The organism is Kitasatospora sp. NPDC001547, from assembly GCF_042894165.1.
In the GTDB taxonomy this organism is placed as follows: Bacteria; Actinomycetota; Actinomycetes; order Streptomycetales; family Streptomycetaceae; genus Kitasatospora.
In genome coordinates this window covers 49407-69979 of sequence record NZ_JBIAVL010000014.1, presented here as the reverse complement: position 1 = coordinate 69979, position 20573 = coordinate 49407, and the positions used below count along the sequence as shown (strand labels likewise).

The 20573-nt window shown below is 75.9% G+C and carries 20 protein-coding genes and 1 pseudogene; 11 read left to right on the top strand and 10 right to left on the bottom strand.

What is annotated here, in order from left to right:
• Positions 1–14 precede the first annotated feature (14 nt).
• The 4 genes from ACFY0X_RS24570 to ACFY0X_RS24555 all read left to right on the top strand — a co-directional run bounded on the left by ACFY0X_RS24570 (position 15) and on the right by ACFY0X_RS24555 (position 4117).
• Entirely contained in the window at positions 15–812 is a 798-nt protein-coding gene (locus tag ACFY0X_RS24570; RefSeq protein WP_387757552.1) for a universal stress protein, read from the top strand.
• Positions 813–1068: 256 nt separating this feature from the next.
• The gene (locus ACFY0X_RS24565) at positions 1069–2310 is read left to right on the top strand and encodes a M48 family metalloprotease (protein WP_387757551.1); all 1242 of its coding nucleotides are present in this window, start codon (positions 1069–1071) and stop codon (positions 2308–2310) included.
• Between the two features lie 30 nt (positions 2311–2340).
• Positions 2341–2763 carry a MarR family winged helix-turn-helix transcriptional regulator gene (locus ACFY0X_RS24560; RefSeq protein WP_049651037.1) on the top strand — a complete coding sequence of 141 codons (423 nt, stop codon included), beginning with the start codon at positions 2341–2343 and terminating at the stop codon, positions 2761–2763.
• Between the two features lie 160 nt (positions 2764–2923).
• Positions 2924–4117, top strand: coding sequence for a PP2C family protein-serine/threonine phosphatase (locus ACFY0X_RS24555; protein ID WP_387757775.1), 1194 nt, complete (start codon positions 2924–2926; stop codon positions 4115–4117).
• Between the two features lie 115 nt (positions 4118–4232).
• Here ACFY0X_RS24555 and ACFY0X_RS24550 read toward each other — a convergent pair whose 3' ends face one another.
• Positions 4233–5645 carry an ABC transporter substrate-binding protein gene (locus tag ACFY0X_RS24550; protein WP_387757550.1) on the bottom strand — a complete coding sequence of 471 codons (1413 nt, stop codon included), beginning with the start codon at positions 5643–5645 and terminating at the stop codon, positions 4233–4235.
• A 79-nt stretch (positions 5646–5724) separates the two neighbouring features.
• Positions 5725–6309, bottom strand: a complete 585-nt coding sequence (locus ACFY0X_RS24545) for a hypothetical protein (RefSeq protein WP_387757548.1) — start codon at positions 6307–6309, stop codon at positions 5725–5727.
• 107 nt (positions 6310–6416) lie between these two features.
• Here ACFY0X_RS24545 and ACFY0X_RS24540 point away from each other — a divergent pair, with 107 nt between their 5' ends.
• From ACFY0X_RS24540 to ACFY0X_RS24525, 4 genes are all read left to right on the top strand, one after another.
• Entirely contained in the window at positions 6417–7121 is a 705-nt protein-coding gene (locus ACFY0X_RS24540; protein WP_387757546.1) for a hypothetical protein, read from the top strand.
• A gap of 6 nt (positions 7122–7127) precedes the next feature.
• Positions 7128–9131 (top strand): ABC transporter permease, encoded by a 2004-nt coding sequence (locus ACFY0X_RS24535; RefSeq protein WP_387757544.1) that lies wholly within the window; start codon positions 7128–7130, stop codon positions 9129–9131.
• Between the two features lie 214 nt (positions 9132–9345).
• Positions 9346–10083 (top strand): ABC transporter ATP-binding protein, encoded by a 738-nt coding sequence (locus ACFY0X_RS24530; protein ID WP_387757543.1) that lies wholly within the window; start codon positions 9346–9348, stop codon positions 10081–10083.
• A gap of 31 nt (positions 10084–10114) precedes the next feature.
• Positions 10115–10786, top strand: coding sequence for an ATP-binding cassette domain-containing protein (locus ACFY0X_RS24525; protein ID WP_387757542.1), 672 nt, complete (start codon positions 10115–10117; stop codon positions 10784–10786).
• 553 nt (positions 10787–11339) lie between these two features.
• Here the strand turns inward: ACFY0X_RS24525 and ACFY0X_RS24520 are convergent.
• Genes ACFY0X_RS24520 through ACFY0X_RS24510 form a run of 3 tightly spaced genes read right to left on the bottom strand, consistent with a single transcriptional unit; the run spans position 11340 to position 13689 of the window.
• The gene (locus ACFY0X_RS24520) at positions 11340–12308 is read right to left on the bottom strand and encodes a hypothetical protein (protein WP_387757540.1); all 969 of its coding nucleotides are present in this window, start codon (positions 12306–12308) and stop codon (positions 11340–11342) included.
• A gap of 54 nt (positions 12309–12362) precedes the next feature.
• Positions 12363–13178: a GNAT family N-acetyltransferase gene (locus tag ACFY0X_RS24515; RefSeq protein WP_387757539.1), complete on the bottom strand. Its 816-nt coding sequence runs from the start codon at positions 13176–13178 to the stop codon at positions 12363–12365.
• Between the two features lie 4 nt (positions 13179–13182).
• Entirely contained in the window at positions 13183–13689 is a 507-nt protein-coding gene (locus tag ACFY0X_RS24510; protein ID WP_387757773.1) for a MerR family transcriptional regulator, read from the bottom strand.
• Positions 13690–13894: 205 nt separating this feature from the next.
• On the opposite strand from ACFY0X_RS24510, the gene ACFY0X_RS24505 reads away from it, so the two are divergent.
• Positions 13895–14836 carry an NAD(P)-binding domain-containing protein gene (locus ACFY0X_RS24505; RefSeq protein ID WP_387757538.1) on the top strand — a complete coding sequence of 314 codons (942 nt, stop codon included), beginning with the start codon at positions 13895–13897 and terminating at the stop codon, positions 14834–14836.
• A gap of 74 nt (positions 14837–14910) precedes the next feature.
• Here the strand turns inward: ACFY0X_RS24505 and ACFY0X_RS24500 are convergent, their stop codons facing one another.
• From ACFY0X_RS24500 to ACFY0X_RS24490, 3 genes and pseudogenes are all read right to left on the bottom strand, one after another.
• A complete protein-coding gene (locus ACFY0X_RS24500; RefSeq protein ID WP_387757536.1) occupies positions 14911–15699 on the bottom strand; it encodes an SDR family NAD(P)-dependent oxidoreductase in 789 nt (262 codons plus the stop codon).
• A 279-nt stretch (positions 15700–15978) separates the two neighbouring features.
• Positions 15979–16218 (bottom strand): annotated as a pseudogene (locus tag ACFY0X_RS24495) (aquaporin); the annotation flags it as partial.
• Between the two features lie 13 nt (positions 16219–16231).
• Positions 16232–17161: an NADP-dependent oxidoreductase gene (locus ACFY0X_RS24490; protein ID WP_387757534.1), complete on the bottom strand. Its 930-nt coding sequence runs from the start codon at positions 17159–17161 to the stop codon at positions 16232–16234.
• A 147-nt stretch (positions 17162–17308) separates the two neighbouring features.
• Between ACFY0X_RS24490 and ACFY0X_RS24485 the strand changes: the two genes are divergently transcribed.
• On the top strand, positions 17309–18748 hold the full coding sequence (locus ACFY0X_RS24485; RefSeq protein ID WP_387757532.1) for a LuxR C-terminal-related transcriptional regulator: 1440 nt from the start codon (positions 17309–17311) through the stop codon (positions 18746–18748).
• Positions 18749–18777: 29 nt separating this feature from the next.
• A complete protein-coding gene (locus tag ACFY0X_RS24480) occupies positions 18778–19221 on the top strand; it encodes a protein phosphatase (protein ID WP_387757530.1) in 444 nt (147 codons plus the stop codon).
• A gap of 9 nt (positions 19222–19230) precedes the next feature.
• Here the strand turns inward: ACFY0X_RS24480 and ACFY0X_RS24475 are convergent, their stop codons facing one another.
• The gene (locus tag ACFY0X_RS24475; protein ID WP_387757529.1) at positions 19231–19587 is read right to left on the bottom strand and encodes a hypothetical protein; all 357 of its coding nucleotides are present in this window, start codon (positions 19585–19587) and stop codon (positions 19231–19233) included.
• A gap of 24 nt (positions 19588–19611) precedes the next feature.
• Positions 19612–20517 carry an NmrA/HSCARG family protein gene (locus ACFY0X_RS24470; RefSeq protein ID WP_387757528.1) on the bottom strand — a complete coding sequence of 302 codons (906 nt, stop codon included), beginning with the start codon at positions 20515–20517 and terminating at the stop codon, positions 19612–19614.
• Positions 20518–20573: the final 56 nt, after the last annotated feature.

The window sequence follows — 20573 nt, the reverse complement described above, 5'->3', positions numbered from 1 at the left end:
GGAGGTGTGACGTGATGGGCAGCAGTCAGCTCTCACCTGTGGGCGGCGAACCCCCGATCGTGGGCGAGGACCGGCCCTTCCCCGCCCGGGAGCGCCGGATCGTGGTCGGGATCGACGGCTCCGATCCGTCGAAGGCGGCCCTGCGCTGGGCGGTCGGCCAGGCCGTGCTGACCGGGGCGACGGTGCACGCCGTCGCCGCGTGGGAGTACCCCTCGCTGTACGGGTGGTTCGCGCCGATGGTGGACGACGGCTTCGAGCGGACCGCCCGCCGCACGCTGAGCGCCGAGATCAACGAGATCCTGGGGCCGGACCGCCCGGTGGAGGTCCGGGAGAGCCTGGTGCTCGGCCACGCCGCCGAAGTGCTGCTGGAGGCCGCCGAGGGGGCGGACCTGCTGGTGCTGGGCAGCCGCGGCCGGGGCACCTTCGCCCGGACCCTGCTCGGCTCGGTGTCCGCCCGCTGCGCGGTGCACGGGGCCTGCCCGGTGGTGATCGTCCGCGCCGACGGGACGGCCGCCGCCCCGTCGCGGGCCGTGGCGGCAGGCGCCGAACAGCGGGCCCCCGGCACCGTGCGCACCAAGGACTGGCAGCTCAGCCTGCACGTGGTCGAGGACGAGGACACCACCCGGGTGCACGCCGTGCTGGACGCCGACGGCAATGTGCTGCACAGCGACGCCCGCTCCCGCCGCAACCCGCGCGACGCCCCGGCGCCGGAGGTCGGCGACGACTTCGCCGTCGGCCGCGCCCTGGTGGACCTCGGCCACCAGCTGCTGCGCGCCGGCGTCCACGGCGCCACCGGGCCCACGGAGGAGTGAACCCCCACCCGCGGGTGGGAACCGGGCCGTGGCGTGGGCACCGGCCGGTCGGTTGCGCCATGCTGATCACCGCTGAACCCCCGTACCGACCTACCGACCTGCCGACTCCACCGGCGCCGCACCGACGCCGCCCGGCACCCGTCCCGCGACCCGACCGGAAGAGCCGCACCCCGCCATGGACACCACCCCGGCCCCCGAGAACCCTGGCCCCCGATCCGCGGACTCCCGGTCCCCGGTCCCCGGCGTCGCTTCCGACATGCCGCCCGACGCCGCGCCCGGTTCCACGGCCAACGCCGCCCCCGACGTCACCGCCGACATCACCGCCGACTTCACCCCCGACGAGCGCGCCCGGGGCCGCGCGCTGCGCCGCGCCCAGCTGCCGTGGGCGCTGGGCGGACGGCTGGCGGGCCTGGCGCTGACCCTGCTGCTCGGCCTCACCCCGGTCGGCGCGGCCGTGGTGACCGCCACCGGCGACTGGTTCGGCGGCTCCCGGACGGCCGGAGTGCTGGCCGGCTCGGCGGCCCTGCTGCTGCTCGGCCAGGCGCTGCAACTGCCGTTCGGCGCCGGGGCGCGGACCGTCCGGGCCCGGTTCGGACTGGTGACCCAGGGCTGGGCGGGCTGGGCGCTGGACGCCGTGCGCGGCCTCGCGCTCGCCCTCGTCCTCGTCCTCCCGCTCGCGCTCGGCCTGTTCGCGCTGACCGCCTGGTCCCCGCAGCGCTGGTGGCTGCCGGCGGCGGGCGCGGCGGCGCTGCTGACGGTCGCGCTCTCCTTCCTCCACCCGCTGCTGATCGAGCCGGTCTTCAACCGCTTCTCCCCGATGCCCCCGGGCGCGCTGCGCACCGCGCTGCTGGCGCTGGCCGAGCGGGACGGTGTCCGGGTGCGGGACGTCCTCGTGGCCGACGCCTCCCGCCGGACCACCGCGCTCAACGCGTACGTCTCCGGGTTCGGGGCGACCCGTCGGATCGTCGCGTACGACACGCTGCTGACCACCGCCGAGCCGCGCGAGGTGGAGCTGGTGGTCGCGCACGAGCTGGGCCACGTCAAGCACCGGGACGTGCCGGTGGGCACCGCGCTCGGCGCGGTCGGCGCAGCCGTCGCGGTGGCGGTCCTGGGCCTGCTCGGCGGCTGGCGGCCGCTGTTGGACGCCGCCGGGGCGACGGACGCGGCGGACCCCCGGGCACTGCCGCTGCTGGCGGCGCTCGCGGCGCTGCTGGGCGCGGTCTCGGGGCCGCTGCAGTGCGCGGTGAGCCGCCGGATCGAGGCCAGGGCCGACCGGCACGCGCTCGAACTGACCGGGGACGTCGAGCAGTTCGTGGCCATGCAGCGCAGACTGGCGGTGGCGAACGTCTCCGATGTCGACCCGCCGAGGGTGCTTGAGCTACTGTTCGCCACTCACCCGAGTGCGACCAGCCGGATCGCCGCAGCCCGCGCCTGGCAGGCCGCACCGGAGCGAGCGGCGCCGGAGCGGCGCGCGACCCCGGGCGAATCCGTTGTATAGTGCAACAAATATCGAGGAGGTAGGAACGCCGTGCCCGGCCGCCAGTCGTCCATCGAGACCATCCAGCGCGAGCTGACCGCCTTCGCCCGCCGCGCCCGGCACAAGGCCTCCCAGCTGCACCCCGACCTCTCCCTGGTCACGTACAGCATCCTCGACCTGATCACCGAGCGCGGCGGCTGCCGGGCCGCCGACGTGGCCGCGTACTTCATGCTCGACAAGTCCACCGTCAGCCGCCAGGTCACCGCCCTGGAGAAGCTCGGCCTGCTGGCCCGCGAGACGGACCCGGACGACCAGCGCGGCCAGATCCTGCGCGCCACCGAGGCCGGGCTCACCCTGCTGCGGGACGCCAACGAGCAGCGGCGGCTCTCCTTCACCGCGCGCTTCACCGACTGGTCCGACGAGGACGTCGCCCGCTTCGCCGACTACCTGGCCCGCTACGGCCAGGAGGGCTGACCGGGCCCGTCGGCGAACGGCCGGGCCCCTCCGGGTGCGCCCCACACCCCCCACGGTGTACAGAGGAGGAGTGCCCCTCCGGCAGCGCCCCGATGCGCCGCACCCGCCGCCCGCGCCGCATCCCCCCGACCGCCGCCGTGCCTGGCGGCCCGACCGCCGGGTGCTGACGGCGCTCACGCTCGCGTTGACGGTGCTGATCACCGTCGTCGACATCCTCTCCCCGCCGGACATCCACCTCGGCCCGCTGCTGATCGTCGCCCCCGCCCTCACCGCCTCCTTCGCCGGCCCCCGGGCCACCGCCGGCGTCGCCGCGCTCGCGTTCGCCGCGCTGACCGTCATCGGCGCCGTACGCGACAGCCTGACCAGCGCCAACGTCGAGACCCAACTGGGCGCGCAGCTGGTCGTCTCGGTGCTGATCGTCGGCCTGCGGGTGCTGCGCGACCGCCACGAGCGCGAACTGGCCCGGGTGCGCTCGGTGTCCGAGGCCGCCCAGCGGGTGCTGCTGCGCCCGCTGCCGGAGCGGATCGGGCCGCTGCACCTGGCCTCCGTCTACCTGGCGGCGGAGGCCGAGGCGCAGGTCGGCGGCGACCTGTACGCCGCCGCCCGCACCGCGACCGGCACCCGGCTGCTGGTCGGCGACGTGCGCGGGAAGGGACTGTCCTCGCTCGGCGACGCGGCCCTGCTGCTCGGCGCGTTCCGGGCCGCCGCCCACCTCCACGCCGAACTGCCGGACCTGGCCGCCTACCTGGACGGCAGCGTCAGCTGGGACCTCGCCCAACTCGCCGAACAGTCCCAGCGGGACCGCCGGGACCGCCGAGACCGGGACCGGGACCGGGACCGGGACCGGGACCGGGGCGAGCGGGGCGAGCGGCAGGGCCTGCAGGCGCTGGCCGCGCTGCCCCTCCCTCCGCCCGAGGAGCCCCCCGAGGAGAGTGGGGAGTCCGGCGAATCCTTCATCACCGCCGTCCTGCTCGACATCCCCGACGACGGCTCCCCGGTCCGCCTGATCGACTGCGGCCACCCGCCCCCGCTGCTGCTGCGACCCGACGGCATCACCGCCCTCACCGCCCACCACCCCGCCCCGCCACTGGGCCTCGGCGAGCTCGCACCGGTGCGGTACGAGACGGAGACCTTCCCGTTCCGGCCCGGCGACCGGCTGCTGATCTACACCGACGGCGTGATCGAGGCCCGCGACGCCCAGCGGCGCTTCTACCCGCTCACCGAACGCGTCGCCGCCTGGCACGCCGAGCGCCCCGCCACCCTGCTCCACCACCTGCGCCGCGACCTGCTCGCCCACGTCGGCGGCCGGCTGAACGACGACGCGGCGATGGTCGTGGTCGAGCGGCTGCCGTGAGGGACGCTGCCGGCCGACAGATGACAGCCGACAGGCGACAGCTATCAGATAACAGATAACAGAATTCAGCTGACAGATTTTGACATCTGTCAGCCGACGACTCGGCGAGCTCGCCCTACGGCTTGTACGGCAGCTGCGGCACGTCGAAGCAGTTCGTCGCCATCGACGGCACCTGACTGACCCAGCCGCCCTGCCCGCCCCGGGCCGCGTCCTGCCAGCGGGCGGCGTTCAGGCAGGCCCGGGTCGGTCCGGTGGGCGGCGGCCGCGGGACGAAGGAGGCGGGCAGGATCAGGCCGTGCGCGTCGTACGGCTCGGCGCGGTTCATGAACGCCTCGACGCAGGAGCGGGTCGGTGCGGCGCCGCAGGAGTCCAGCGCGTCGGTCAGCCACTGCGCGCCCGCCCAGCCCTCCAGCTCCCACGCGGACAGTCGGGCGGCCCGGTCCGGGTGGTAACGGGCCATCGCGGTACGGAAGTCGTGCACCGCCGGGTACTGCTCGTCCTCGTAGTTCAGGCTCGACGAGGTCGCCCACAGGGCGTTGCGGCAGTTCGGCGAAGCCGCGTAGTCGGTGCGCACCGACTCCGACCAGTTCTGCACGTTGGTGACCTTCGCCGCCACCGCCACCCCGGCCTCGTCCAGCGCCCGGCACAGCGCCGCGTTGCCCCGGGAGTCCATCGCGTCGAACAGCAGCTGCGAGCCGTCGGCGCGCACCGCCGCGGCCACCGCCTGGAAGTTCGGCAGCGCGAAGTCCACGGTCTGGAGCAGCACCCGGTACCCCTCGGCCTCCAGTCCGGCCTTCAGCTGTCCGGCGTAACGGGTCGAGTCGGCCTGGTTGTAGGCGACCACGGCGGCGCTGGTCGCGCCCAGGCGCTGCTTGAAGAAACGGAACACCTCGGTGCTCTGGTAGAGCGTTCCGTTCCAGCCGACCGACCGCCCGTCGCGCGGCGCGGCACTCCCGTAGATCCCGTAGAGGTGCGGCCAGCGGTCGTACTCCGTGCCGATCGGCTGGCCGCCGACGTCCGGCACCCCCTTGCCGCTCACGTACGGGGCGCCCGCGTAGTCGAGGACGCTGCCGCTGACGAAGGCGAAGACGTGCGCCTGGTCGATCAGCCGGTGGACGCAGTCCTGGTTGCCGACCCCGCTGCCGCCGTCGTCACAGGTCACCAGTCGGACGGTGCGCCCGTGCAGGCCGCCGCGGTCGTTGAGGGCCCGGAAGAAGGCTTCGGCACCGTAGCGCGGGCCGCTGAACACCTCGCTGCCGACCGGGCTGGTGAGCGAGGTGACGAGGCCGATCCTGATCTCGGTGGCGGTGACCCCGGTGTCCGAGGCGGGGTTGGCGCTCCCGGTCGCGCCGGTGGCACCGGTCGCGGGGGTGGCTCCGCTGGTGAGCGTGGGTCGGACCGTGAAGGCCTCACCGGGCAACCGGGTGCCGCAGCCGGCGAGCAGCGCGAGGGTCAGCAGCAGGGCGACACGGGCGGTACGGGCGGTACGGGCGGTACGGGCGGCACGGGAGCGGTTCGGGCGGACCACCGCCGGGACACGGCCGGGCCGCCGGCGCGGGAGCGCGTCGGCGGCCCCGCGTCGCGACGGGGCGGTCGGCCGCATCCGCTCAGCTGCAGCCGGGGATCGGGGAGGCGGTGGCACCGCCGGCCTGGGTGAGCAGGCCGCAGAGGGTCGAGCGGGACACCTTCCAGGTGCCGTTGTCGAGGACGGACTGACCGGTCGCGCTCGGCTCCACCACGTTGCCCTGGAGCGAGAGCGAGTAGGTGACGGTCGCGTCGCTCGCGTCGGTGAACTCGACGTCGCCGACCTTCGCCTGCACCTGGCCGACCCGCGGGTCCTGGGAGAAGCCCTGGAGCACCGGCAGCAGCGCGTCACCGCCCTGGAGCAGCTTGGCCTTCTCGGTGATCGGGGTGTCGGGGGCGAAGAACTTCTCCCAGTTGGTGGTGATCTCCGCCTTGGCGGCGGCCGGATCGGCGGGAGCGGTGCCGGTGGCCGTGGCGGGGGCGGTCGTGACCGCCGGGGAGGTGGCCGCCGGAGTGGTCGCCGCCGGCGAGGTGACCGCGGGACCGGACGACTTGCCGTCGCTGCTGCACGCGGTCGCCGTACCGGCGAGCAGCAGGGCGAGCAGCGCGCCCGCCGTCCGCAGAGCCCTGCCGCCGCCCCCGGGGGTACCGCTTCGCGTCACGTGCATGGTGGTCTTCCCTCTCGACTGCGCCGCCCGGGCCCCGCACTCGGTGTCCGGATGCTGTTCCAGGCCGATCCTGGAAACGTCTCAAGTGACACCATGAAGGCGGATCCATGGACGAATCGCAATCCGACGTCGAAATCACCCGTAACGCCCCGGAGGGTTCCCCCGTCCGGGGCGGGTGGTTCCGGCGCCGGCCCCTCCGGGGCGGGTTCCGTCGGGCCCGGCTCCTCCGGACCGGCCGGGAGTGGGCGGGCTGGCTGCTCGCCGCGGCCGGCGCCGTGCTGTGCGTGCTCGGCTGGTACGGGACCTCCGGTGAGCGCTTCGCCGAGCAGCAGGTCCCGTACCTGGCGTCGTCCACCATCCCCGGCGCGGCGCTGATCGTGTCCGGGACCGTCCTGGTCGCCCTGCGGCCACCGCCGTCACCGCCCGGGCGCTCGGACCTGACCGACCGACGGGTGGAGCGGCTGTACGACCTGCTGGTCGAACCGGACGCCGCGCCCGCCCCGCCGGACCCGACCGGCCGTTCCGACTCCTCCGGCCCGTCCGACTCCGCCGCCTCCGCCGGCCCGTCCGACAGCTCCGACAGCTCCGACAGCTCCGGCCGGGCCGACGACGCCGGGTGGCTGGCCGTCCCCGAGGGCACCCGCTACCACCGGCCGGACTGCCCGCTGGTCGTCGGCAAGGGGCGAGCCGCGCCCGTGGACGCGGCCGCCGTGCGGGCCCGGGGTTTGACGCCCTGCCCGCTCTGCTCGCCGCCGACAGCCGCTCCGGGGCCCACCCGTCCGGGCGAATCCGCCCCACCGAACGCCGGCTGACCGCCCATGAGCGCATCGGCCCTCACCGCCCTCACCGCCGCCCCCGGCTCGTTCGGCCTCACCGTCGACCTCGCCCTCGCCGGACTCACCGTCGGCGTCGCCGCCGCGCTCAGCGGTATCGGCCTGGTCGTCTGCCACCGCGCCACCGGCGTGCTCAACATCGCCCAGGGCGCCCAGGCCATGGCCGTCGCCTACCTGCTGCGCGACCTCGTCGTGATCCGGCACTGGCCGGTCTGGCCCGCCGTCGCCTGCTGCCTGCTGGTCGTCGCCCCCGTGCTCGGGGTCCTGCTCGACCTCCTGGTCTACCGCCCGCTGCAACGGCGCGGCGCCGGACCGGCCGAGACCATGGTCGCCGGGATCGGGGTGTTCGTGCTGCTCATCGGCGTGGCCGTACTGCTGTGGGGCGCGGCGCCACTGGCCGGCGCGCCCTCCCCGCTCGGCGGCGCCCCGGTCCGCCTGCCCGGCGGGCACGGGCTACGGCCGGACACCGTCGCCCAGCTCGCCGCCATCCTCGTACTCGGCCTCACCGTCCTCGCCACCACCCGGTGGACCGGGTTCGGCCTGCGGCTGCGCGCCGTCGTCGACGACCGCCGCCTCGCCGCCCTCACCGGAGTCGACGCCGACCGGGTCTCCGCCGCCGGCTGGGCCTTCGGCACCTTCACCGCCGGACTGGTCGGCGTCGCCCTCGCGCCGTACCTGCTGCTCGACCCGTACGGGCTGCCGCTGCTGGTGATGGAGACCATGGCCGTCGCGGTCGCCGCCCGGCTGCGCAGCATCCCGGTCGCGGTCGCCACCGGGCTCGGACTCGGCATCGCCCAAGCCGAGTTCACCCGGCTACGGCCGTCCGGGCAGTTGCTGCCGCTGGTCGAGGCCGTGCAGTCCAACCTGTTCGTGGTCGCGCTGCTCGCCACCGCCCTACTCGCCGGTCCGGGCATCACCGGGGGACGGGCCGGGGGCGGAGCCGCGCCGCTGGTCGGCCGCCGTCCAAAGGGAGGGGATGGGAGCGGGGGCAGCTCCGGGGCCGGGGGCGGACGGCTGGCGGGCTCCGTCTGCCTGGTGCTGCTCCTGCTGCCGCTCGGCTTCCGGGGCAACGACCTGCGCGACGCCCTGCTCGTGCCCGCGCTCGCCCTCGTCCTGCTGTCCGTCGTCGTGGTCACCGGCTACGGCGGGCAGATCTCGCTCGGCCAGGCCGGCTACGCGGGGCTCGGCGCGATCGGCACCGCACTGCTGATGTCCGGCCGCATCCCGGGCCTCCCGCCCCTGCCCGCCGCACCCGCCCTGCTGCTCGCCGTCCTTGCCACCGCCCCGCTCGGCCTGCTCACCGGATGGCCCGCGATCCGCCGCCGCGGACTCGCCCTCGCCCTGGTCACCTTCGCGGTGGGAACGGCGATGAGCCGGTTCGTCTTCGAGCAGCCGTACGCCACCACCGGCCTGGTGCTCGACCGTCCGTCCTTCCTCGCCGGCGACCGCGCCTTCTACCTCGCCGAACTCCTCCTCCTCGGCCTCGGCCTGCTCACCGTCCGCGCCCTGCACCGGGGCCGCCTCGGCCGGGCCCTGACCGCCATGCGGGACCACGAACCGGGCGCGGTCGCGGCCGGCGTGGACGTCCCCGGCCTCAAGCTCCTCGCCTTCGTCGCGGGCGCGGCCCTGGCAGCCCTCGGCGGCGGACTGATGGGGCTCGCCGGACGCGCCTTCGACCCCACCGCCTTCGACCCGGTGCGCGGCCTCCTCTGGTTCGCCGCCGTGATGGTCGCCGGCGCCGACAGCGCCCTCGCCGCCGTCCTCGCCGCCGCCCTCCTCATCGGCCTCGACGCGGGCACCGTCGCCGGAGTCTCCGCCGTCGCCGTCGGCGCCCTCGCCGCCACCATCGGCCGCCTCCCCGGCGGCCTCGCCGCCCTTCCCCTCCCCCGCCACCGTCCACCCCCGCCGACTCCCCTACCGCCCTCCCACCTCACCCCGACGGGCCGCCGCCTACGGGAGACCCTCACAGCCCGGAACGGACAGCGATGACCGCCGCCTCCCCCGCCACGCAGCCCGCGGAAGGTCGGACCCGGCCTGCTCGCCAGGCGGGCAGGCGGGAAGGACCGCCGCACTGCCCCTGGCGCAGCTCGCGGAACGACGATCGCAGCCGGGTCAGGCGGCGCCACCTGGTGGCGCGGCCCGAGCGGATCACCGCGCCCACCAGCCACCACCGCGTCGTCCACCCGCCGCGCGAGGTGCGGCTGTGACCGCCGCCCTGCCCCCCGCGCGGCTCACCGCGCGGGCGGTCGTGCGGCGGTACGGGGGGATCGAGGCGGTGGGTGGGGTGGATCTGGTGGCGCGGGCGGGGCGGATCACGGCGTTGATCGGGCCGAACGGGGCGGGGAAGAGCACGTTGTTCGACTGTCTGGCCGGGACGGTGCGGCCGGACGGCGGGCGGGTGCTGCTCGGGGGGCGGGATGTCACCGGGCTGGCCGCGCACCGGCGGGTGCGGCTGGGGCTGGCACGGACCTTCCAGCAGATCGCTGCCTTCCCCACTCTCTCGGTGGCCGACAACGTCCTGGTGGGCGCCGAGCAGCACGCCCGTCGGGTGGATGCCCGGGCAGCCGCCGAGCGGTCTGCCCGGGCGTTGCGGCTCCTCGGTCTGCAGGAGCTCGCCGCCGAGCCAGCCGGTGGGCAGCCCACGGGGGTGTTGCGGCTGGTGGAGCTGGCGCGGGCGCTGGCGGGCGGGCCCCGGGTGCTGTTGCTGGACGAACCGGCGGCGGGGCTCGACGCGGTACAGACGGCCCGCCTGGTGTCCGTGCTGCGCGGCCTCGCCGAGCGCGGCATGGCGCTGCTGGTGGTCGAGCACGACGCGGAACTGGTCGCCGAACTCGCTGACACCGTCTACGCCATGGCGGAGGGCCGGGTGGTCGCGGCCGGACCGGCCGCGGCCGTCCTCGCGGACCCCCGGGTCGCCAGGGCGTGGGGAGCCGCCACATGAGCCCCAACCACCGCCCCACCGAGTCGGGTTGATGCCCGTCGAAGCCGCCCTCCGTGCCGCCCGGGTCCGCTACGGCCCGTTGGAGGCGTTGCACGGCGTCGACCTGGACTTCCCGTCCGCCGCTGTCACCGTTCTGCTGGGCCGCAACGGGGCCGGGCGGACCAGCGTGCTGCACGCCCTCGCCGGGGTGGTGCCGCTGGCGGGCGGACGGGCGCTCTGGCGGGGGCGGGACGTCGGCGGGCTGTCGGTGCACCAGCGGGTGCGGCGGGGGCTGGCCCTCGTCCCGGCCGAGCGCGGGGTGTTCGGCTCGCTGTCCGTGGCCGAGAACCTGGGCCTCGGCGGCCCTGGGCGCGCCGAGGTGCTGGAGCTGTTCCCGGAGCTGACCGACCTGCTGGGCCGCCGGGCCGGCACGCTGTCCGGCGGTCAGCAGCAACTCGTCGCCGTCGGGCGGGCCTTGGCGGCGCGACCGGCCCTGCTCCTGCTGGACGAGCCCGAGCGCGGCCTGTCCCCCGCCGTCGCCGCCCGGCTGCACGCCCGCCTGCTGGTGGACGCCGCCGCCGGCCGTACGGTCGTACTCACCGCGCGGTCGCTGCCGCGCACCCTTGCCCGGGCGGCGGTGGTGCACGTGCTGCACCGGGGCGAGGTGGTGTTCTCCGGCGAACCCGGGGAGGCCCTCCCGGGCCGGTTGACGATCGCCCCGTGACGAGCGCAACCGACGGTGAACCGGCGCGTCCAGCGGCCCGCACTGCAGCAGCTGCTCGGCTGCCTCGGGTGGGCGATCGGGGTGCCGTTCCCGTACACCGCCGCGCACGACACCGGGACGCCGCGGAGCACCTGCCGCGGGCAGGGACGGCTCACGGGCGCGGTCGGTCCGGCCGTGAGGTGTCGGGCACGGCTCCCGGCCTGATCGCCGCCGGGCGCGTACGAGGCCGAACCCAAACCCAAGACCGAAGCAGAGGAGGGCGGCGGGCGCGACAGTCGTCTCGCTGAGGAGGCGGTGGCGGCAGATGTCGAACATCCTGGGCTCCTTCCCGGGGGCCCGGACGGCCCCCACTCGTGGTGCCCTAACGATGACCCCGTCCGCCCCTCCCGCACATGTACCGATCGGCACAACCTGAGTAGCGCCGTCCCTGGTGCTCCCTGCCGATCGGCAGGGAGCACCAGGGACGGCAGTGGTGAACGGCCCACCGGCGAACGGCTCACCGGGACAGGCCGCCGCCGCAGGCCGCGCGCCGGAGGCCGCGCGCCGGAGGCCGTCAGCCCCGGCCCAGCCCGGTCCGCGCCGCCCCCAGCCCGAGGGCCAGCCACGGGGTGGCCGCGGCGACCACCGCCAGCGGCCAGCCGACGAACGGCGACGGCAGGACCAGCCCGACGTACGCCGCGAGTCCCGCGCCGCCCAGCAGGATGCCGGCCGCCGGCAGGTGCACGGCCGGTCGGAAGCGTCGCGCCTCGTGCACCCTGCGGCGCCCGTCCGCCAGGACCACCGGGACGAAGATCAGGCCGGCGAAGGCGAGTCCCAGGATCCACGGCAGCGCGAGACCGCTGACCGTGGCGTACGCGTGCGGCTGGGCTCCCAGGGCCGGGGCACCGGGCGCGTAGTCGACCGTCACCTCCGCGCCGACGCGGGCCCGGCCCGCCGTCTCGACGTCCAGGGCGAGCGTCCGCGGGCCGTCCGCGAAGGGCACCGAGAGGTCCACGGTGGTGCGGTACACGGCCTTCCTGTTCACCGTGCCGATCCGCCGGGGCTCCGAGCGGAGCAGCACGATCGGGAGGGCGCTGCTGACGGCGCCCGCCTGGTGGATGCGGCGCAGTCGGCGGCCCTCCGCGCCGTCCGGCCCACTGGCCTGGGCCAGCGCGGCGGCGGAGACGAGCACCAGGGTGACGCCGAGGAGGACGGCGAGCATCCGTGACCCCCGCGACCCGCCGCGCCGTGGGTCCGGTGACGGTTCCGCGTCCGGTGACGGTTCCGCGTCCGGTGACGGCTCCGAGGCGATCGTCCTACGGCGGGCGGCCGTTCGACGGGCGGTGGCGGTGGCAGTGACAGCGGCGGAGGCGGCCAGCCAGGCGACCCCGGCCAGGACCGCCAGGCCGGTCGGGAGCAGCCGCTCGGCGGTGGGCGTGCCGCGGCCGGACGGCAGGACCGCGACGAGCAGCCCGTGCCCGGCGGCGGCCAGGGCGGCCGCCAGGGCCAGCCAACCCGTCAGCCGCGTCCACACGGTGGTCATGGATCTCCTGGTCCCGGGGCGAGTGTCAGCAGAACGGGATCGTCCCAGGCGCCGTCACGTCCCGGTACCCCCGGTCGGGACGCTCGGGAGGGCCCGCTCAGGCCGAAGGACGTACGGAGTCGTGGTGCTCACCCAGGCGAAGCCGAGGCGCTGGAGGATGGGCCGGCTCTGGTCGCTCGCGTCGACCTGGAGGTACTGGTAACCGAGCTCGGCCGCGAGGCGGGCGCGGTGGGCGACGAGGGCGCGGTAGATGCCCCGGCCGCGCCATTCGGGCGCGGTGCCGCCACCCCAGAGACCGGCGAACCCGGTGCCCGGGGCCAGCTCCATCCGGGCGCCGCTGACCGGGCGGTCGCCGGCCATCGCGACGACCATGCTGACCGTCCCGGTGCCGTGCCGCAGCTGGTCGAGCATCCGCCCGCGCAGACCGGGGTACTCGGTGCCGAAGGCCTGTTCGTGGGCTGCCATCAGCAGGTCCACCCCGGTCGGGTCGGTCACCGGGAGCAGCCGGACGCCCTCGGGCAGGACGGCCTCGGTGGGCAGGTCCGCGATCCGGGCGATCATCAGCGCCTCGGCCGGCTCCGGGGTGAAGCCGGCCGCCAGCAGTCGGTCGCCGAGGTCGGCCGGGCGGTCGTGGGAGTAGGCCTTCCACTCGAACTCCCGCCCGAGCTCGGCGAAGTGGCGCACCTGCGCGGCGATCGCCGCGTCCGCGCCGGCCTCGTCCAGGCCCGACCAGACCACGCCGTTCCAACCGTGCTCCGGGCCCGTCTGCCGGACCACGGCGCCGTCGCGTTCGACGCGGCACCCGGGGTCGGGCGGCGCGTTGCGCCGGAGCCGGTCGTCGAACAGGGCGAGCACCTCGTCGTGGTTCATCCGCTCACTCCAGCACGGCCCGGGAGCGCACGCCATCGAGTTTCCGCGCGGGCCGCCGGGGGCTGCGGCCCTCGGCCGCCGGACGCTCACCGGCCGACACGCTCTCGGCCGCCGTACGCTCCGCGGCCCGCAGCCGGCCTGACCTGATCAGCTCGCTCGGCGCCTCCGCCCCCATGATGGCGTCCAACAGGTCGCGGGCCTCGGCGAGTTCGTCCATCTGCCGGGTGATCCGGGCGCGCTCCCGGGCCAGCCCGGTGAGCAGCTCGGGGCAGGTCGGGCCGGGCGGGCGCTGCCCCGGCAGCGGCAGGCCGTGGAGGATCTCGGCGATCACCGCGCTGTTGAGGCCGGCCGCGAGCAGGGTGCGGATGCCGTGGACGGTGTCCACGTCCCGCTCGCCGTACTCGCGGTAGCCGCTGGGGCGGCGCTCGGGGGTGAGCAGTCCCTGTTCCTCGTAGTAGCGCAGGGCGCGCGGGGTGACACCTGCTCGCCGCGCGAGTTCTCCGATCCGCATCACGGACACCTCCTCGGCGGAACGCCCACCTGACGCTCCGACCCGTCTCTCCGCCTTGGCCCTGGCGCCACGGCTCTCCATCTCGGCTCCGACTCCTCGGCTCCGGCTCCTCAGCTCCGGCTCCTCGGCTCCGGCTCCCCAGCCCTGGAGCCGCAACTCCGGTGCCTTGACCCTGCCGTCGGCGTGAAGGTCTAGCGTAACCGCCATGCCGAACGAACGATCTTCCTCAACCTCCCCTGCCCGTACCGCCGTTGCCGTACTGGGACTGGGCCCGATGGGCCGGGCGCTGGCCGGCGCGCTGCTGGCCGCCGGCCATCCGGTCACCGTGTGGAACCGCACTCCGGGCCGCGACGGCGAGCCGCTCGCCCTCGGCGCGCGCTCGGCCGCGAGCGCCGCCGAGGCGGTGGCGGGCGCCCCGCTCGTGCTGCTCTGCGTCCGCGACCAGTCGGCCGGGCGGGCCGTCCTGGAGGCCGCCGGGACGGCGCTGCGCGGACGGACCGTCGTCAACGCCACGTCGATCACACCGAGCGACGCGCGGACGAACGCCGCCGACGCCGAGTCCCGGGGCTTCCGCCTGCTGGACGCCGCGATCCTCACCCCCACCCCGACCATCGGCCGCCCGGAGGGCACCGTCCTGCTGAGCGGCGACACCGAGGCCTTCGCCGACCACAAGGCGACGCTGCGGGCCCTGGGCATGGTACGCCACGTGGGCGCGGACCCGGGCCGGGCGGCGGCCTTCGACGCGGCCCTGCTCGACCTCTTCTGGACCACCGTGCACGGCTACCTGCACGCCCTCGCGCTGGCCCGCGCCGAGGGCATCAGCGGAGCCGAACTGGCGCCGTACGCGCAGGGGTTGCCGCGTCTGCTGCCGCCACTGATCGACCGCTTCGCGCAGCGCGCGGACGAGCGCCGGCATCCGGGTGACCACAGCAGCCTCGCCTCCGCCGAGGCCGGATTGGCGCACGTCGCGCACACCGCCCGGGCTCGCGGCCTGGACACCTCCGTACTGGACGCGGCGCTCGCGGTCACCCGGCGGGCGGTCGGGGCCGGGCACGGGCCGGACGGGGTGTCCGCCCTGGTCGAGCTGCTCGCCGGACAGCCGCGCGACTCGGCAGCCGGGCAGCTCCGTAGCCCGGCAGCCAGGTAGCCGGCCGGCCAGGCAACCCGGCAGACGGCCGGCCCGGCAGCCCAATAGCCGGCTGGCCCGACACCCTCGCCGCGCTACTGCGCCAGGTACCCGCCGTCCACCGGCAGCACGACCCCGGTGACAAAGGACGCGTCGTCGGAGGCGAGGAAGAGGACGGCCGCCGCGACCTCCGCCGGGTCGCCGAGCCGGCCCATCGGGTGCAGCTTCTCGATCGCCGCGAGGTACTCGGTGCCGCCGGGCTCGTCGTACAGCCGGGCGACGCGCTCGGTGGTGATGGTGCCGGGGGCGACGGCGTTGATCCGGATGCCGCGGTCCGCCCATTCGACGGCGAGGTGCTTGGTGAGGCCGGAGGCGACGAACTTGGCGGGCCCGTACACCGCCTGCCCGCGCTGGCCGGCCTCGCCGGAGATGGAGGACAGGCAGACGATCGAGCCGCCGGGCCGGTCCTGCGCGGTCATCGCCTCGATCGCGTACTTGCAGGTGAGGAACATCCCGCGGCCGTCCACGGCCATCACGTGGTCCCAGTCCTCGGCGGTGGCCTCGGTGATCTCCATCAGCGGGATGATCCCCGCGTTGGCCACCAGGACGTCCAGTCGTCCGTGCCGCTCGACGGCGGCCGCCACCATCCGGCGGGCGTCCTCGTCCCGGGCCACGTCCCCGACCACCGTGCTCACGGCGCCCGGGAGTTGCTCGGCCAGCCGGTCCAGGCCCGCGGCGTCCACGTCGGCGGCGACCACCGACGCGCCCTCCCGGACGAAGCGCTCGGCGACGGCCCGGCCGATGCCGCTGGCCGCGCCCGTCACCACACAGGAGCGGCCGGCCAGCCGCCCGCCCACGGGGCCTCCCGCGTTCACAGTCACCATGGCGCGACTCTACCCAGCGGGCGGGCGGGAGCCGGGGCTCTTCGACCGGTGCGCCGGATCCGGCCGGTGCGCGGCTCAAAAGCGGCGCGGGGGCCGGGCGATGGCCGAGAACACCGCACACCGCACCCCGCCAGGACAACAGACACCGCACCCGCCAGGAAAACGGCCACCGCCCAACGCGGCCCCCGCCGACAACGACGGCGACGGCGGCCGGGACCGTCGTACGGTCCCGACCGCCGCGCCGGCTGAACTCCGCGGACCACACCCGCGCGTCGGTGGTCAGGGCCTCCGCCACCGGAAGGTCGGCTGCGGGTGGGTCAGCAGGTACACGCCCGCCGCCAGCGCGCCGCCGGCCGGCGGGGCGAGCAGGAACAGCCACAGCTGCGACAGCGCGTCACCGCCCGCGAACAGCGCCGGGCCGGGGCTGCGCGCCGGGTTGAGGTGGCAGCCGGAGACCGGGCCGAGCGCGTACGCGGGCGCGAACAGCACGAAGCCCAACGCGAGCGCGATGCCCACCGGCGGCGGGCGGCTGTCAGACCGTCAGCACGATCTTTCCGCGCAGGTGTCCCTGCTCACTGATCCGCTGCGCCTCGGCCGCCTCCGCCAACGGGAGCACCCGGTGCAGCGGCAGCCGCAGGGTGCCCGCCTCGTGCAGGGCGAGCGCGGCGGCGTAGGCGCGCTGGTGGTAGGACTCGACGCCCTCGGCGCCGCCGGTGAAGCGGACGCCGTGCTCCTCCGCGCCCTGGATGTCGGCGATCGTCAGCACCCGGTCCGCGCTCCCCGTCAGTTCGATCGACAGCGGCAGCACCCCGTCCCGACCGGCCACGTCCAGCACCCGGTCCACCCCGCCCGGGGCGGCGGCCCGCACCCGCTCGGCCAGGCCCTCGCCGTACGTCACCGGGATCGCGCCGAGCTCGCGCAGATGGGCGTGGTTCGACTCGCTCGCCGTGCCGACCACCGTGATCCCGCGCGCCCGGGCGAGCTGGAGCAGCACGGTGCCCACCCCGCCGCCGGCGCCGTGCACCAGCAGGGTCTCGCCGGAGCGCACGCCGAGGACGTCGAGGGCGCGCTCGGAGGTCTCGGCGCCCACCGCGATCGCCGCGGCCTCCGCCCAGCCCAGCGTGGCCGGCTTGTGGGCCAGCGTCTCCGCGTCCACCAGCGCGTGCTCGGCGTACCCGCCGCCCATCAGGGCGCCGAACACCTCGTCGCCGGGCGCGAAACCGCTCACCTCCGCGCCGACGGCCTCGACCACACCGGACAGCTCGAAGCCCGGCACGTAGGGGAAGGCCACCGGGAAGTACGCGGCCAGCTCGCCGGTGCGCAGCTTGTGGTCCAGCGGGTTGACGCCCACGGCGCGGACCGCGACCCGCACCTGGCCGGGGCCGGGGGCGGGCAGTTCGATGTCGATCGGGCGCAGCAGGTCCGCGCCGCCGAACTCGTGGAAGGCGATCGCCTTGGTCATGGAAGGTCCTTGGGGTTGAGGTGAGTTGGTTCCTCCGACGCCTTCCATCCTGCGGCCGGGCAGCGGCCGTTCGGCCAGCCCTTCGGACGGTTCGACCTGGCCGAACGGCCAGGCACGGACGGCACCGCCCGAACTAGGCTGGACCGCATGGACGGCACGAGCGGTACCAGCGGCGCGGGCGGCAGCGCGGGCGGCGACCCGGACCACAGCGCGGACGGCGGCACGGACCACCGCACGGACGGCGGCGCGGACAAGACCTGGCGGCAGCACTGGGGCCGCCCCGAGGACGCGCTGGCCCGGGTCGCCGAGGTGCTCCGCACGCCCCGCCCCGACCTCCTGCGGCAGCTGTCGGCGGTGCTCGACACCCTCGTCCCGCACACGGCGCTGGCGCAGCTCAGCGGCGTCTGCACGTTCAGCCCCTCGCTCGGCTACGGTCCGCCCGAGCTGACCGGGGCCATCGGCGCACTCGACCTGTCCCGGCTGGCCGAGCGCGCGGCCGGGACGACGGCGGCCGGCCGCCCCTGGCAGGGTGAGGCCGAACTCGCCGGACGCTCCTGGCCGGTGGTGGTCACGGCGACCTCACCGGGCAACGGCCACGGTGCCGTCCTGGTCCTCGTCCGGGCGGACACCGGCCCCGTGGCGTCCGGGGCACTCGCCGTCCTGCATCAGCTGTGGGACCTGGTGATCGCCCACTCCGACCACCGCGCCACCGACGCCGCCCCCGCCCAGACCGCCACCTCCCGCGCCTCCGCCAACGCCCGCGCCCGGGCCATCGCCGAGTTCACCGGCACCCACAGCGCCGCGCTCGCCGCGATCCTGGCGCCGCTGCGCTCGGCCGACCTGGACGACGCCACGGCCCGCCGCAGCGCCACCGAGCTGGCCGTCACCGCCCTGCTCGAACTGCGCCAGGGCGCCGAACTGGACCGCGCGCTCAGCGAGAAGCCCGCCGCCGAGGCCTTCGCCCGGATGGTGCGCGAGCTGCGCCCACTGCTCCGGCACACCCGGGTCCAGCTCGACGTCGCGCCCCCGGCGGAGGCCGACCGATCCCTGCCCGCGGACGCGGCGCACACCGCCCGCGACGCCGTCCGGGCGGCCGTGCTGCTGATGCTCGAACAGGAGAAGCCGACCCGGCTGCACGTGAGCTGGCAGTTCACGGCGGACGGCCTGCTGCGCGCCGTGGTGCGCGGGGACGGGCTCGGCCTGCTCACCGCTGAGGCCCTCACCGTCCACCGCACCGCCGACCGCATCGCCGCCCTCGGTGGACGTCACGGCGTCGAGGCCGTTCCCGGCTGGGGCACCACGGTGACCGTCGACCTCCCGCTCGCCCTGCCCGAACCCGTACCCGCCACCGCCGCCGACCCGCTGGACGGCCTCCACCCGCGCGAGCGGGAGGTCCTCGACCAGTTGGCGCGCGGCCGCCGCAACCGGGACATCGCGGCGGCGCTGCACATCAGCGAGTCGACGGTGAAGTTCCACGTCGCCAACATCCTCGCCAAACTGGACGTCGCCTCACGCGGTGAGGCCGCCGCCCTCGCCCATCGCGCCGGCCTGCCGCACGGCCCGGTCGGGCTGCACGCCGCCTCCTGACCGACCGACTCGCCCCGAGGAGAGCCGACATGACCGACCCCGCCACCTGGGACCCGACCGCCCCCGGCGTCCTGCGCCTGCCCTCCGGCCGCCTCCTGCGCGGCCGCGGCCTCAGTCGCCCCCTGCCACCCGGGCCCCAACCGACTTTCGGGCTCTACCTGTTGGGCCGTCGGCCGCAGACCTTCGACTGGCCGAGCCGCTGGGTCCGCTGGCCCGACTTCCGCCTCCCCGCCGACCGCGCGGACGCCGCCGACGCCTTCCGCGAAGCCTGGGACCGCTCCGCCACCGAACGCGTCGAACTCGCCTGCGCCGGCGGCCGCGGCCGTACCGGCACCGCCCTCGCCTGCATCGCCGTCCTCGACGGCGTCCCGCCCACCGAGGCGGTGGCGTACGTGCGCGAGCACTACAGCCGGCACGCCGTCGAAACGCCCTGGCAGCGCAAGTTCGTGGAGCGGCCGGCCTCCGGCGCGTGACGGTCCACCTCACCTCCGCCGGACGAGTTCGACGTCCGGCTCTTCCCGCGCCACTGTGAAGCGCTCCGGGGCACCCGGGTGGTCAGGGTGCCACCCGGCGGCGAGCGCGGCGCGGACGAGGGTCGCGGCGAGGGACGGGGTGACGGGGGCGAGGTGGAAGACCTCGGCGACGCGGTCGGCGGGGGCGGTCAGCAGGGTGCCGTAGTTGAGCCACGGGTCGTCGAAGCGTCGGACCAGTTCCACCCGGCGGCCGGACCGCCGGTCGGGCCAGATGCGGACCACCACGTGCTCGGCGTCGTGGAAGCGGACCACCCAGCGGTAGTCACGGCCGTCGACGTGGATCCTGCGCGGTGTCCTGGGTGCCATCCGGGCAACGGTAGGCCCTGGAGGTCAGAGGTCCCAGGTGCGGGCGGCCGCCCAGGTGTCGAGGGACTGCCAGTCGATGTCGGGGTGTGCGGCGTGCAGGGCGTCGGTGTCGACGTCGAGGCCGGGGTCCTGGAAGTACCGGAACATCGCGGCGAGGTCCTCCGAGTAGCCGGCCACGACCGAGAGCGGCACCTCCTCGCAGCGGATGGCGCGGCCGCTCGCCGCGCTGATGGCGGCGGCGATCTGCTCGCCGGTGCACCACTGGGAGGCGATGTCGATGCGTCGGCCCGCGTAGGCGTCGGGCCGGGCGAGGACGTGGGCGGCGAAGGCGCCGATGGTGTCGGCGGCGATCACGGGCAGCGGGACGCCGGGCGGCATGGGGAGGTGGAAGACGCCGTCGCGGAGGGACCGGAGGGTCCAGTCGTTGGCGTAGTTGTCCAGGAACGCGGCGGGGCCGAGGACGGTCCAGGGTAGGTCGAGGCCGGCCAGGTGCCGCTCGATGCGGTACTTGCTGTCGAAGTGCGGGATGCCGGTGGAGCGGTCGGCGTTGGTGGCGGAGGTGAAGACGACGTGCCGGACGGTGCCCACGGCGCGGGCGGCGTCCAACAGGGCGATGCCCTGGCGCACCTCGGTGTCGGGGTCGGTTCCGAACGGGGTGGACATCGCGAACAGCGCACCGGTGCCGTCGAGGGCGGCGGCGAGCGAGTCCGGGTCGTCGAAGTCGGCGCGGGCCAACTCGGCGCCGAGTGCGGTGAGTTCGGCGGCAGCGGGCGAGCCGGGGTCGCGGGTGAGGGCGCGGACGGGGCGGCCGGCGCGCAGCAGGGCGCGGGCGGTGGCGCCGCCCTGGGCGCCGGTGGCTCCGGTCACGGCGACGGGGAGCGGGGCGGCAGCGGCGGGGAGGGTGGCGACCGACTTGTTTATCTGCGTCATGCAGACAACATAGGGATAGATGTCTGCGCGACGCAAATAAATATCGCTGAGCCCGG

What these genes read in the sequence shown, in the direction of transcription:
- ACFY0X_RS24570 (WP_387757552.1), top strand. Translation starts at nt 15, where the DNA reads ATGGGCAGCAGTCAGCTCTCACCTGTGGGCGGCGAACCCCCGATCGTG.
- ACFY0X_RS24565 (WP_387757551.1), top strand. Translation starts at nt 1,069, where the DNA reads ATGCCGCCCGACGCCGCGCCCGGTTCCACGGCCAACGCCGCCCCCGAC.
- ACFY0X_RS24545 (WP_387757548.1), bottom strand. Translation starts at nt 6,309, where the DNA reads ATGCACGTGACGCGAAGCGGTACCCCCGGGGGCGGCGGCAGGGCTCTG.
- ACFY0X_RS24540 (WP_387757546.1), top strand. Translation starts at nt 6,417, where the DNA reads ATGGACGAATCGCAATCCGACGTCGAAATCACCCGTAACGCCCCGGAG.
- ACFY0X_RS24535 (WP_387757544.1), top strand. Translation starts at nt 7,128, where the DNA reads ATGAGCGCATCGGCCCTCACCGCCCTCACCGCCGCCCCCGGCTCGTTC.
- ACFY0X_RS24525 (WP_387757542.1), top strand. Translation starts at nt 10,115, where the DNA reads ATGCCCGTCGAAGCCGCCCTCCGTGCCGCCCGGGTCCGCTACGGCCCG.
- ACFY0X_RS24520 (WP_387757540.1), bottom strand. Translation starts at nt 12,308, where the DNA reads ATGACCACCGTGTGGACGCGGCTGACGGGTTGGCTGGCCCTGGCGGCC.
- ACFY0X_RS24515 (WP_387757539.1), bottom strand. Translation starts at nt 13,178, where the DNA reads ATGAACCACGACGAGGTGCTCGCCCTGTTCGACGACCGGCTCCGGCGC.
- ACFY0X_RS24510 (WP_387757773.1), bottom strand. Translation starts at nt 13,689, where the DNA reads ATGCGGATCGGAGAACTCGCGCGGCGAGCAGGTGTCACCCCGCGCGCC.
- ACFY0X_RS24505 (WP_387757538.1), top strand. Translation starts at nt 13,895, where the DNA reads ATGCCGAACGAACGATCTTCCTCAACCTCCCCTGCCCGTACCGCCGTT.
- ACFY0X_RS24500 (WP_387757536.1), bottom strand. Translation starts at nt 15,699, where the DNA reads ATGGTGACTGTGAACGCGGGAGGCCCCGTGGGCGGGCGGCTGGCCGGC.
- ACFY0X_RS24490 (WP_387757534.1), bottom strand. Translation starts at nt 17,161, where the DNA reads ATGACCAAGGCGATCGCCTTCCACGAGTTCGGCGGCGCGGACCTGCTG.
- ACFY0X_RS24485 (WP_387757532.1), top strand. Translation starts at nt 17,309, where the DNA reads ATGGACGGCACGAGCGGTACCAGCGGCGCGGGCGGCAGCGCGGGCGGC.
- ACFY0X_RS24480 (WP_387757530.1), top strand. Translation starts at nt 18,778, where the DNA reads ATGACCGACCCCGCCACCTGGGACCCGACCGCCCCCGGCGTCCTGCGC.
- ACFY0X_RS24475 (WP_387757529.1), bottom strand. Translation starts at nt 19,587, where the DNA reads ATGGCACCCAGGACACCGCGCAGGATCCACGTCGACGGCCGTGACTAC.
- ACFY0X_RS24470 (WP_387757528.1), bottom strand. Translation starts at nt 20,517, where the DNA reads ATGACGCAGATAAACAAGTCGGTCGCCACCCTCCCCGCCGCTGCCGCC.